The sequence below is a fragment of the Pseudomonas sp. P1.8 genome, from assembly GCF_001269805.1.
Lineage (GTDB): Bacteria > Pseudomonadota > Gammaproteobacteria > Pseudomonadales > Pseudomonadaceae > Aquipseudomonas.
On sequence record NZ_LHVM01000007.1, the window covers coordinates 633,777 to 645,780 of the forward strand.

Consider the following 12,004-nt stretch of genomic DNA (forward strand, 5'->3'; position numbering starts at 1 on the left):
AGGGTTCAATGCTTGTGCTGGCGGGTCACGCCGGCATCGAATTGCGCGACGATCTGCTGCCAGCCGGCACTTTCAAGCGCGGCGTCGCTGAGGTCGGCAGGGGCCTTGAGGTCGGTTGCGCGGTTGAGCCAGATGTCTGGCGCGTCGTTTGTTGCGGTCAAGCGCATCAGGAAGGAACCGGCGACACCTTGCGCCTGGCTCTGGCCGAAATAGGCCTTGCTGTCGAGCAACTGCCAGGCGTGTGCTCCGCGGCTGACGGAGCTGGCGTCCTGGGCAAATGGCGCAAAGCCCTCATCAGCGAGGGTTTCAGGTGTTGGCAGCGCTTGTTTTTCCTGACGCAGAAGGTGAATTTCGTCCAGTGTTACACGCAGGTCGGCGTAGATGCCTTGCTCAGAAGCACTGAGGTCGCGACGGGCGTCCAGTTGATGACTGTTGACGCTGCTCACCTCATGGGGCTCGCCGCGCCAGAGCACCACCGAACCGGCAATCGCCAGAATCATCAGGCACAGCAGCAGAACGTAGAGGGTTTCGTGGCCGGCCCCGGCCGGGCGGACGATTTGAGTGGTTGGCGTACTCATGGTGCCTCGATGTCCGCTTGGTCGATTTCAACGACATGGCCAGGGCCTGCATCGAACAGCACATAAAACTCGGCGCCGGGTTTCTTGAAGGTCACGGTCGAGTCGGCGCCCAGCTTGCCGGGTACGAGGATGGTTTCGTCGTAACCGATCACGTCAAGGGTGACACCCGGTGCGCCGCTGCCGTCGGAAAAACCGCCGGTGCATTTGATCTGCTCGGCGTCGATGGCCTTGCATTCGCACATCGGGTTGTGGGCCAGGGCGCTGGCACTGAAACCTGCACAAAACAGCAGCAAAACCGCGTGGAGAGGGCGGGAAATGCGGGTCATGGTTTGCCTCCTTGTTTACTCAGCCAGGCGACGGTTGCGGGGGATGCCTGGTTCAAAGGAATGGATGCCTGATGCATGCTGCCGTCCCAGCCTTCCATGGTGATCCACAGCTGAGCGTCGGCCGTGGTCTTTTCGGGAACCGGCAGCATGGCGCTCATGCGGTACGGTGTGCCGAAGAAAATCACCCCGGCGGCGCGCAGACTGCGGGGCTTGCCGATGCGCAGGTAAGTCGCCTTGACCTGGTCGATACAGGTGTCGCAGAGCGCTGCGTTGAAGTTCTTCATGTGGCCGGCCGGGCTATTGAGCGGAGCTTCGTTGCGCAGTTCCGCCAGGCGCAGGCTCCAGGGGCCGACTTGCACTTCGCCGACCTCCCGCTGGCCCAGACCGCTGTCACCACGCTGCAACGCCTCGTCGGCGAAGTACTTGGGCATGAACCCCAACGGAATGAGGAGCAGCAGGATGTTCAGGTGGAAGCGCCATTTATGCCAGAACACGCGCAGACGGGAAGCTTGAGGGGCAGCAGTGACATTGCTCACAGGTTAGCCTCCGACGGTTCGTTGCTCAGAGCTGTTTGGGTTTTCGTGGCGTGTTGTTTTTTGTTGCTGCGCTTCAAAGCATTGGCGGTGGCCAACGCGGTGCGTTTGGTCCAGATCAGCAAGCCGCTCAGGACCATCATGCTCAACAGAAGGCCGAAGAAGGCCCAGATCAGCTTGATCCAAAGCCCGCCGAAGTCGCCGGTATGCAACGGGCGCATCGACTCGGTGACGAACTCCAGTGCCGAGCGGTCCGAGATCAGCCGTGTGGCAGCGATTTCTCCGCTGAACGGGTTGAGGGTGGCGGTCTGGAACATCAGCGGATACCAACCGCGTCCGCCGACATCCATATGGCTATAGGCATTACCCGGCAGGCTGACAAAGCTTGCTTCCAGCCCGGAGATCTTTTGCGAGGCAATTTCAATTGCGCGATCAAGGTCGATGCGCGCTGGCGGCGTGCCGTCGGCCGACAGCGGTACGGCTTCACGGGACATCGCGGGGATGATTTTTTCGGTGGAGATCGACACCTGGTTATCGAACATGAATGCCTCGATCAGAAACCAGGTACCGGTGACGGAAATGACTGCAATAAACCAGATCGACCAGATGCCGCTCAAACGGTGGAAGTCGCCCCAGAAAATCCGGGCACCGTGGCGTATGCGCAGGGTCGGGCGGAAAAAGCCTTTCCAGAAACGTTTGTAGACAACCAGCCCCGTCACCAGTGAAGCCAATAGGGGCAACCCCAGAAACGACACCAGATACCAGCCCCAGCTGTAGCCATTGGTAAACGGCACCAGCCACCAGCCGTGAAGCGCGCGGGTGAATGCCTGGAAATTGAATTCCGGCGCTACACCCTGAATGACGCCGCTGTACGGGTTGACGTAAATCACCACCGATTTTCCGTCGGGGTAGCTGACTCTGACGTCGAGGGCAAAATGCGACTCGTCGGGGCGGCTGATGCTTTCCACCACGGTTTGTGGCTCGGCCTTGTGAATAGCGTCGAGAACCTGCTGATAGCTGAGCAGCGGTGCATCATCGGAAGGCTGGCTGGCGCGCATGGACGGGTTGGCCAGCCAGACGATCTCCTGGCTGACGACCGCGAGAGTGCCGGTTACACAGACGATCAATACGAAAAACCAGATCGGCAACGCCAGCCAGCTATGGACCAGAAACCAGATTTTTGAGCGGGACTTCTTTGACATGGTGAGAGGTCTTGCCTGGATGGGAGGGGCTCTGCTGCGGGATTCACAGCGACGATGTCCCTGGAAAGTACGGTCGTGGCTTTTGCCTACGCGACCGACTGCATCTAGATAAGACGAATGATGACTGAAAAACCCGAACGGCAATGCAAAAGTAAATGTTTCTTGTTATTACTTCAATGCCCGATTGACGTGGAGAACCGCAGCCTGCGGTCGTTATGCCCGATCACCGCTCTTGTCGCAGGCTGCGATCTTTGCGTGCTTCAACCCTGACTGAACATCTCTTTGGCCCGTTGCTCGATCTGCTCCTGGGTCAGGTCCTCCTTGCGCGTGGCCAGGAACCACAGGTGCCCATAGGGATCTTTCAATGTCCCGGAACGGTCGCCGTAAAACTGATCCTTGACCTCGGACACGATGGTTGCACCGGCCTCAATGGCCTGTTTGTAGGATTTGTCGACATCCGTCACATACAGGTGCAGGCCCACGGACGGCGTGTTGTCCGGATTACTCAGCGGCCCTTGATCGCACGGCGTGCCCAACATGATCGGGCAATCACCGATACGCAGTTCGGCATGACCGATACCACCATCAGGCATGGCCAGTCGCATCACTTCAATGGCGCCGAAGGCTTTTTTGTAGAAGTCGATGGCCTGGGCGGCTTTTTGAATGCCCAGATAAGGTGTGATGCTGTGATACCCCTCTGGAATGGGTTTGACGCTCATGATGGATCTCCCTGTTTTTGTTGTGTGAGACATGGAGGTTCTGTGCCGTTATCCGGCCGGATAAATATAGGCCAGCCTCATCACGGCAACTGAGCGCCCGACGAGCAGCGTCATCCTGCGCTCCAGATGAACGGCATGTTTCCGTTTTTCAGATAGCCACTATCGAGCGCGTTGATTTCTGCCGGTTCGAAGGCACGGGTAGCCTGTGTTCATTGCCCCGAACCCAGATGCCAGGACGCCTGAAATGAAACCTCTAATCGCCATTTTCCTGCTGTTTGCCGTTTCCGTGCTCGCCGGATGTGCCAGCCATGTTTCCCCTGAGCTACGGCCCTACAGCGCTGAAGAAAGCAGGGAACTGGCGTTGGAGGCGTTGAATCGTCGCGGCTTGTCTTTTGACGAGTACCACGCGAAAAAAGCTGAATTGCTTGGCGAGTCGCAGAAGTCGTTCCGCTTCGACAGACAGGGCGAAATGAACGCCGAGCGATCTGTACAGCTTCACGGCCGCCCAAGCTAATCAAAAACTGTACCGGTTGAAGTTTCACGTAACTGTCCGTGGGTTTCGCTCAAGGTGTGCGATAGGGTCAATGCCTGACTGACCCTGATGGACTGCCACCGATGACACTCTCACTTGACCTGCTCCTGGGCTTCGCTCTGTTTGCCCTCGTCACTTCAATTACCCCCGGCCCGAACAACACCATGTTGCTCGCATCGGGCGTCAACTTTGGCTTCAACCGCACTATCCCGCACATGCTGGGCATCACCTGCGGGTTTTTTGTTCTCGTCGTCGCCGTGGGTTTCGGACTTGGCGCGGTATTCCAGACTTATCCGGTGCTCTATTCCGTACTGCGATACGTCGGTGCCGCTTATCTGCTGTACCTGGCATGGAAAATCGCTCATTCCGGGCCAGTGTCGGACAGCCAGCAGGGCGAAGCGAAACCGATCAGCTATCTGGGCGCAGCCGCGTTCCAGTGGGTCAATCCCAAGGCGTGGATCATGGCCATCGGTGCCATCAGCACTTACACGCCGATGCAGGGTTATTTCACCAATGTGATCGTGATCGCTGCGGTGTTTGCGCTCATTAATCTGCCAAGCGTCAGTGTCTGGGCCGCGTGCGGCACGTTGTTGCGCAATGTGTTGAAAGACCGTCGCTGGTTGCGTCTGTTCAACTGGGGGATGGCTGCACTGCTGGTGATTTCATTGTATCCATTGTTGCTCGAAAGCTTTAGCTGACGCGCTGCTTCGACCGGTCGCCCGATGCCTGTTAAGCTGGCTTTTCAGGAGCGTTCCTACGCACTTTTAAATGAAGTTGTACTTCTTTAACGGCATCCGATCAGGTATTGGTAACGTTCTGAAAACTGCGCGCAGCTCACAAGGCTGCGCCTTGCCGTTTGCAGTCACGAGCTTCCTGATCCCGGAACACGCTCTGCGAGTCTTTTATGAATAAACGTCCGTTGTATTTCGATTACGCCGCCACCACGCCGGTGGATGAGCGGGTCATCAAAGTCATGGTCGAGTGCCTGGGGTTCACCGGCAATTTCGGCAACCCGGCTTCAAGCTCCCACGCGTTTGGCCAGCAGGCTCGGCAATCGGTCGAACAGGCGCGACGTCAGGTCGCTGAACTGGTCGGCGCAATGCCTGAACAGATCGTCTGGACATCCGGTGCCACTGAGTCCAACAATTTGGCCCTCAAGGGAGTGGCCCAGGCTCGCGCAATGACCGGTGGCCACATCATCACCAGCCAGATCGAACACAAAGCGATTCTCGACACCGCCCGGCAATTGCAGGACGCCGGTGTCGCGGTGACCTATCTGGTACCGGACGCCGAAGGTCTGATCACTGCGCAAGCCGTCAACGACGCCATGCGCGAAGACACTTTTCTGGTGTCGTTGATGCTGGTCAATAATGAACTGGGGACGCTCAACGACATCCTGGCGATTGGCGAAGTGGTGCGTGGGCGCGGTGCGTTGTTCCATGTCGACGCCGCACAGGGGGCAGGCAAAGTGGCGATCGACCTGGCGCAGTGGCCGGTGGATCTGATGTCATTCTCTGCACACAAGCTTTACGGCCCGAAGGGTATTGGCGCTTTGTACGTCGGCCCGCGTGCGCAAACGCGTTTGCAGGCGCAGATCCACGGCGGCGGTCACGAAGGTGGTTTGCGCTCCGGAACGTTGGCGACCCATCAGATCGTTGCCATGGGAGAGGCTTTCACGTTAGCGGCGGCGCTGTTCGAAACAGAAAAAGCCCAGATCCTGCGCTTGCGTGAACGGCTGCTGAAGCAACTGCTGAGCCTGCCCGGTGTGCACCTCAATGGCAGCCCGTCCCGGCGCATTCCCCATACCTTGAGCCTGACTTTCGGCGAAGGGGAATTCAATTCGGCGGTGTTGGGCCATTCGATCGCGTTTTCCGCGACCTCGGCCTGCAATTCCGCGAGCAATGCCCCATCCCACGTGTTGCTTGCCCTGGGGCTCGATGCCCGAGCGGCCGGACGCACGATTCGCTTGAGCCTGGGACGTTTCACCACGGAACAGGATATCGACCAAGCGGTAGAACTGATCAAAACAGCCTGCGCCAGTGCCCCGGCATTCTGGCAATAGGGCGATAAAGTGCCGACGCTGATCGGCGCGCAACAATAATGATGAGTGGTTAGCAGGAGTCATGATGAATATGCAGTCTTCGATCAATGGATCGGTGCCCCAGCGCCTGGCGCAAACCCGTGAACTGATGAGCCGGGAAGGCATCCATGCCTTGCTGGTGCCGTCGGCCGACCCGCACCTATCCGAATATCTGCCAGGTTACTGGCAAGGCCGCCAATGGTTATCAGGCTTCCACGGTTCGGTTGGTACACTGATCGTAACCCCGGACTTTGCCGGCGTTTGGGCCGACAGCCGTTATTGGGAGCAGGCTACCAAGGAACTCAACGGCAGCGGCATCGAACTGGTCAAGCTGCAACCGGGTCAGCCCGGACCGCTGGAATGGCTGGCCGAGCAAACGCCTGAGGGTGGCGTTGTCGCGGTTGATGGTGCGGTGATGGCCGTCGCTTCGGCGAGGACATTGGGAGGCAAGCTTGAAGAGCGCGGTGCCCGTTTGCGCACAGATATCGATCTGTTGAGCACTGTCTGGAGTGATCGCCCTCAGCTGCCAAACGAACCGATCTATCAACACTTGCCACCGCAGGCGACCGTCAGCCGTGGCGAAAAACTCGCCAAGCTGCGTGAAACCCTGAAATCCCGAGGCGCCGACTGGCATTTTATCGCCACCCTCGATGACATCGCCTGGCTGTTCAACCTGCGCGGCGGTGACGTGTCGTTCAATCCGGTGTTCGTTTCTTTCGCTTTGATCAGCCAGCAGCAGGCCACCCTGTTCGTGGCTCTGAGCAAAGTGAGCGCCGAGCTGCGCGCAATCCTTGAACAGGATGGCGTGACCCTGCGTGATTACAGCGAAGTGGCAGCGGCGCTGAAAGCTGTTCCGGAAGGGGCAAGCCTGCAAGTCGACCCGGCACGGGTCACGGCCGGTCTGCTGGAAAACCTGCGCAGCGGTGTCAAACTGACAGAAGGTCTGAATCCGACCACCCTGGCCAAATCGCAGAAAAGCCTGGCTGATGCCGAACACATCCGCAAGGCCATGGAGCAGGACGGCGCAGCGCTTTGCGAGTTCTTTGCCTGGCTGGATTCGGCAATGGGGCGCGAACGCATCACCGAGCTGACCATCGACGAACACCTGACGGCTGCCCGTGAGCGCCGTCCGGATTACGTCTCGCTGAGCTTCAACACCATTGCCGCGTTCAACGCCAATGGCGCGATGCCGCACTATCACGCCACCGAGGAAGAGCATGCGGTGATCGAAGGAGACGGTTTGTTGCTGATTGACTCCGGTGGCCAATATCTGGGCGGCACGACCGATATTACGCGGATGGTACCGGTCGGCACGCCGACGACAGAACAGAAGCGTGATTGCACCCGTGTGCTCAAGGGGGTGATTGCCCTGTCCCGTGCACAGTTCCCGAAAGGCATCCTGTCGCCGTTGCTTGATGCCATCGCCCGTGCGCCGATCTGGGCCGAAAGCGTCGACTACGGTCATGGCACCGGCCACGGCGTAGGCTACTTCCTGAATGTCCACGAAGGCCCGCAAGTGATCGCCTATCAGGCTGCACCTGCACCGCAGACCGCAATGCTACCGGGGATGATCACGTCCATTGAACCAGGCACCTATCGCCCAGGTCGTTGGGGCGTGCGGATCGAAAACCTGGCGATTAATCGTGAGGCCGGAAAAAGCGAGTTCGGCGAATTCCTGAAATTCGAAACCCTGACCCTGTGCCCGATCGACACGCGTTGCCTGGAAACATCGTTGCTGACTGAGGACGAAAAGCAATGGTTCAACGCCTATCACGCTGAAGTGCGCGAACGCTTGAGTCCGTTGCTCGAGGGTGCAGCCCTTGCTTGGTTGAATACCCGTACGGCGGCGGTTTAACTGTAACGCAGCTCGATTGATCAAGGGTATTTCCCGCCACCCTGAACCTCAGGGTGGCGGGTAGTCGAGATTCAGCTCAAGGCTTCAAGGACAAAGTCCAATCGATCCTGGCCGAAGTACAACTGGTCGCCGACAAACATGCTCGGCGCCCCAAACACTCCCCGTCGCACCGCTTTCTCTGTGTTGTCCTTAAGCGTGGCTTTGACCTCTTCGTCTGCCGTCAGCGCCAGCACTTCGTGGGGATTAAAACCGTTTTCGATCAGCACTGCTGCAACAGTGGCCGACTCATCGAGACTACGACCGTCTACCCACAGAGCCTTGAACAGGCATTCGATAAATGCGCAAAAACGCTCGGGCTGGCGCGACTGGATGCCCGTCACGGCACGCATCAGCATCAGCGTATTGATCGGAAATTGCGGATTGAACTTCAATGGCACGCCGTAGCGTTTGGCGTAGCGGTCCAGGTCCTGAAACATGTAGCGGCCCTTGGCCGGAACCGTCGCTGGTGAGGCGTTGCCGGTGGCTTTGAATACACCGCCCAGCAAGATTGGAACGTAGATCAACTGCGCGTCGGTCTTCGCGCAGATCTTCGGTAACTGGGTGTAGGCCAGGTAAGTGGCAGGGCTGCCGAGGTCGAAGTAGAACTCCACGGTTTTGCTCATGATCAATGCTGCTCGTTTTATTGTTGTGGGGGAGGGGAGGGCTTACCAGCGTTCGCTCCAGGGACGCAGGTCGAGCTCAAAGGTCCAGGCGTCGCGGGGCTGGGTGTGCAAATACCAATAGTTCTCTGCGATGTGTTCGGGATTGAGAATGCCGTCCTGGTCCTTGGTCGCATACTTCTCGGGAAAACTCTCGCGGATGAAGTCGGTATCGATGGCGCCATCGACGACCACGTGGGCGACGTGAATGTTCATTGGCCCCAGCTCACGAGCCATGCTCTGGGCCAACGCGCGGATCCCATGCTTGGCGCCCGCAAAGGCGGCGAATCCGGCAGCGCCACGCATCCCCGCGGTCGCTCCAGTGAAGAGAATCGTTCCACGTTGACGCTTGGCCATGCGTTTGGCCACTTCTCGGGCGTTGAGAAAACCCGAGAAGCAGGCCATTTCCCAAATCTTGAAATACTTGCGGGCCGTTTCTTCGAGAATGCTGCACGGCACGTTGGCGCCGATGTTGAACACGAACGCTTCGATGGGGCCAATCTGGCTTTCAATCTGTTCCACCAGGGCGACCACGTCTTCTTCTTTGCGCGCATCGCAGGCAAACCCGCATGCTTCACCGCCTTGGGCCTTGATGGCGTCGACCAGTGGTTGGAGTTTGTCCGCGCTGCGACGAGTGACGCAAGCGACAAAACCTTCTGCGGCAAAGCGTTTGGCAATTGCGCCGCCTGTTGCATCACCTGCCCCTACAACCAGTACGACCTTCTTGTTATTCATGGGTTGATCCTTTAGTAAACGATCGTTAACTAAACGAACGTTATGCTACGATTCGGCGAGCGTCAAGGGATTCAATTCGGGGAGAAGGCTATGCGTTATTCGAGCGGTCACAAGTTGGAAACCAAGGAGAAGCTGCTGCAAAGCAGTGCGGTTTCGGCCAAGAAGTCCGGTTTCTCGACGGTAGGTGTCGATGGTTTGATGAAAGCAATCGGTTTGAGTGGCGGTGCGTTCTATAGCCACTTCTCATCGAAGGATGAATTGTTCGCGACCATTGTCGAACGTGAGCTTCGCCAAAGCCTGGAGCGTTTGGGGGCGGAGCAGGATCGAGAAAAGCTTGAGCGCTGTCTCAAGCTTTATCTCAGCATGTCCCATGTCGAACATCCGGAAACCGGTTGCGCGCTGCCTGCATTGGGAGCTGAGATCGCCCGGTCAGACATGAAGATCCGCCTACAGGCAGAACACTGGATCTGTCGGCTTCAGGAAAGTTGGGCAGATATTTTGCACAGCGACAGCTTGGCGTGGGCGATCCTGTCGCAATGCGTTGGGGCACTGGTTGTAGCGCGGATGCTGGCGACTCCGGATACTCAGCGCAGGGTGCTGAAATCCAGCTACGATGAGATCAGTCGCCAGATCGCAGGTCCGGTAGCCTGAGGGGCTCCTATTTGCAGATTACGATCATGCTGCGGCTGGTATAGCCCGCAGGATTGAGACCAAACGGGTAATCACCAGGCTCTTCGACCGCATCTCCCGACTTGGCAATCACTTTGTATCCCTTGGGAGCGCAAGCATTGGCGGCGCTGGCATAACATTTGTCCCAGGATGAAGAGAGCCCGGAACAGTTGATATGCAGCCCTTTCTTGCCATGTTTGATCTTGGTTTCTGATGTCGCTGCGCAACCTGCAATTGCAAGTACGGCGATCAGTATCAAAATTCGTTTCATTACTATCCTTTATAGCGCCCGGGTCTTGTGCCCGGGTCTGCTTCCGATCGCTTTGCTTGAAGCGTCTGAAATCCCTGTCTGAAGTCGCCCTTGCCTGACTCTGATTTGCGGACCTAAACATGGCCTAAATGTGAGCCAAATACCAGAACTTCATCATCGCTACTGTCAATCTGCCGCTATCGCAGGTTTGGCCGCACTGCCCATGGTCAGTGTCGCACCCACGGAGGCCAGAATGATGCACATGATAGCCATCCACTGCGACAGTGAAAGGAACTCATTAAGAAACAGCAGTCCTGAGAGCGCTCCGACGGCAGGTTCAATGCTCATCAGTGTGCCGAAGGTTCGAGCCGGCATGCGGGTCAGTGCAACCATTTCCAGGGTATAGGGCAATGCGGTGGACAAGATGGCGACACCGAGGGCCACCGGGATCAAGGCTGGCGTCAATAGAGCTGAGCCTGCATGGACAATACCGATAGGGGCGACGAACAACGCGGCAATCATCACCCCCAGTGCAGCCGTCTGAACTCCGTTGTCGGCGCCGGCCTTCTGACCGAACAGGATATACAGCGCCCAACATACCCCGGCCCCCAAGGCATAACCGACGCCTGTCAGATCTATAGCGGCAGCTGCCTGGCCTGAAGGTATCAACAACAGCAAACCTGCGGCTGCGAGTGCAACCCACAAAAAGTCGATCGCGCGACGCGAGGCGTAAATCGCCACTGCCAGTGGGCCAGTGAACTCCAAGGCAACCGCGATCCCCAGGGGAACGGTTTGCAATGACATATAGAAGAGAAAGTTCATGCCGCCCAACGCCATCCCGTAGACGATGACTGTGCGTAAGGACTTTGCGGTGAGTTTTGCGCGCCATGGCCGCAGTATGAGCATCATGATCACGCTAGCGAAAATCAGCCGCAGAGTTGTGGTCCCTTGAGGGCCAATAATCGGAAACATGCTTTTGGCCAGTGAAGCTCCGGACTGGATCGAAGCCATGGCTATAAGTAGCAGCCCGACCGAGAACAGGGTAGAGGCAAGGCTGCGCGGCTGGTCGTTCATTGCGTGACACCGTCCAAGGTAATAATTCAGGGTATTTCTGCATGTGTTGGGCAATATACTGCGCACTCAGGAGCGTTGCGTCTATATATAAGGAGAGTTTTTGGGTATCTCGATAGAAAAGCACAATCAGTGCTTGACGGCAGATTTCAGATGTCTATAATTCGCCCCACTTCCGGCGCAGTCGAAACGGAAAACTCCTTGGAAAACAAAGAGTTACGCAGTTTTCGGCAGCGGGTTGCTTCAGGTCATCGAAGCCAGAAAGAAGTTGAAAAAGAGGTGTTGACAGCAGCGTGTAACGCTGTAGAATTCGCCTCCCGCTGACGAGAGATCTGAAGCGCAAGTGGTTGAAGTTGTTAAGGAAATCCTTGAAAACTTCTGAAAAATACCACTTGACAGCAAATGAGGCTGCTGTAGAATGCGCGCCTCGGTTGAGACGAAAGATCTTAACCAACCGCTCTTTAACAACTGAATCAAGCAATTCGTGTGGGTGCTTGTGGAGTCAGACTGCTAGTCAACAGATTATCAGCATCACAAGTTACTCCGCGAGAAATCAAAGATGTAACCAACGATTGCTGAGCCAAGTTTAGGGTTTTCTCAAAACCCAAAGATGTTTGAACTGAAGAGTTTGATCATGGCTCAGATTGAACGCTGGCGGCAGGCCTAACACATGCAAGTCGAGCGGATGACAGGAGCTTGCTCCTGAATTCAGCGGCGGACGGGTGAGTAATGCCTAGGAATCTGCCTGGTAGTGGG

At 57.2% G+C, this 12,004-nt stretch carries 14 protein-coding genes and 1 rRNA gene; 6 read left to right on the forward strand and 9 right to left on the reverse strand.

The window, feature by feature from the left end:
• Window positions 1-5: 5 nt before the first annotated feature.
• From AD668_RS06720 to AD668_RS06740, 5 genes are all read right to left on the reverse strand, one after another.
• On the reverse strand, window positions 6-578 hold the full coding sequence (locus AD668_RS06720; protein ID WP_053155999.1) for a DUF6162 family protein: 573 nt from the start codon (window positions 576-578) through the stop codon (window positions 6-8).
• A complete protein-coding gene (locus tag AD668_RS06725) occupies window positions 575-904 on the reverse strand; it encodes a hypothetical protein (protein ID WP_053156002.1) in 330 nt (109 codons plus the stop codon). Before AD668_RS06725 ends, AD668_RS06720 begins: the two co-directional genes overlap by 4 nt.
• Window positions 901-1,440, reverse strand: coding sequence for a hypothetical protein (locus tag AD668_RS06730; RefSeq protein ID WP_053156005.1), 540 nt, complete (start codon window positions 1,438-1,440; stop codon window positions 901-903). Before AD668_RS06730 ends, AD668_RS06725 begins: the two co-directional genes overlap by 4 nt.
• Window positions 1,437-2,639 carry a PepSY domain-containing protein gene (locus AD668_RS06735; protein ID WP_053156008.1) on the reverse strand — a complete coding sequence of 401 codons (1,203 nt, stop codon included), beginning with the start codon at window positions 2,637-2,639 and terminating at the stop codon, window positions 1,437-1,439. Before AD668_RS06735 ends, AD668_RS06730 begins: the two co-directional genes overlap by 4 nt.
• A gap of 260 nt (window positions 2,640-2,899) precedes the next feature.
• Window positions 2,900-3,358 (reverse strand): VOC family protein, encoded by a 459-nt coding sequence (locus AD668_RS06740; protein ID WP_053156011.1) that lies wholly within the window; start codon window positions 3,356-3,358, stop codon window positions 2,900-2,902.
• Between the two features lie 244 nt (window positions 3,359-3,602).
• Between AD668_RS06740 and AD668_RS06745 the strand changes: the two genes are divergently transcribed.
• From AD668_RS06745 to AD668_RS06760, 4 genes are all read left to right on the forward strand, one after another.
• A complete protein-coding gene (locus AD668_RS06745; RefSeq protein WP_053156012.1) occupies window positions 3,603-3,872 on the forward strand; it encodes a hypothetical protein in 270 nt (89 codons plus the stop codon).
• Between the two features lie 101 nt (window positions 3,873-3,973).
• A complete protein-coding gene (locus tag AD668_RS06750; RefSeq protein WP_053156015.1) occupies window positions 3,974-4,588 on the forward strand; it encodes a LysE family translocator in 615 nt (204 codons plus the stop codon).
• A 206-nt stretch (window positions 4,589-4,794) separates the two neighbouring features.
• Complete coding sequence (locus AD668_RS06755; RefSeq protein ID WP_053156018.1) at window positions 4,795-5,952, forward strand: cysteine desulfurase family protein; 1,158 nt, start codon at window positions 4,795-4,797, stop codon at window positions 5,950-5,952.
• A gap of 64 nt (window positions 5,953-6,016) precedes the next feature.
• Window positions 6,017-7,825, forward strand: a complete 1,809-nt coding sequence (locus AD668_RS06760) for an aminopeptidase P family protein (RefSeq protein ID WP_053156021.1) — start codon at window positions 6,017-6,019, stop codon at window positions 7,823-7,825.
• 71 nt (window positions 7,826-7,896) lie between these two features.
• Here the strand turns inward: AD668_RS06760 and AD668_RS06765 are convergent, their stop codons facing one another.
• Window positions 7,897-8,487, reverse strand: coding sequence for a 2-hydroxychromene-2-carboxylate isomerase (locus AD668_RS06765; RefSeq protein WP_053156025.1), 591 nt, complete (start codon window positions 8,485-8,487; stop codon window positions 7,897-7,899).
• Window positions 8,488-8,529: 42 nt separating this feature from the next.
• On the reverse strand, window positions 8,530-9,258 hold the full coding sequence (locus AD668_RS06770; protein WP_053156028.1) for an SDR family oxidoreductase: 729 nt from the start codon (window positions 9,256-9,258) through the stop codon (window positions 8,530-8,532).
• Between the two features lie 90 nt (window positions 9,259-9,348).
• Here AD668_RS06770 and AD668_RS06775 point away from each other — a divergent pair, with 90 nt between their 5' ends.
• Entirely contained in the window at window positions 9,349-9,909 is a 561-nt protein-coding gene (locus AD668_RS06775; protein WP_053156032.1) for a TetR/AcrR family transcriptional regulator, read from the forward strand.
• Between the two features lie 7 nt (window positions 9,910-9,916).
• Here the strand turns inward: AD668_RS06775 and AD668_RS06780 are convergent, their stop codons facing one another.
• Together AD668_RS06780 and rhtA are read right to left on the reverse strand one after the other, a co-directional pair.
• Window positions 9,917-10,198, reverse strand: coding sequence for a hypothetical protein (locus AD668_RS06780; protein WP_053156036.1), 282 nt, complete (start codon window positions 10,196-10,198; stop codon window positions 9,917-9,919).
• A 165-nt stretch (window positions 10,199-10,363) separates the two neighbouring features.
• Entirely contained in the window at window positions 10,364-11,251 is an 888-nt protein-coding gene (gene rhtA, locus AD668_RS06785; protein ID WP_053156038.1) for a threonine/homoserine exporter RhtA, read from the reverse strand.
• A gap of 613 nt (window positions 11,252-11,864) precedes the next feature.
• Between rhtA and AD668_RS06790 the strand changes: the two genes are divergently transcribed.
• Window positions 11,865-12,004, forward strand: a 16S ribosomal RNA gene (locus AD668_RS06790); the annotation flags it as partial.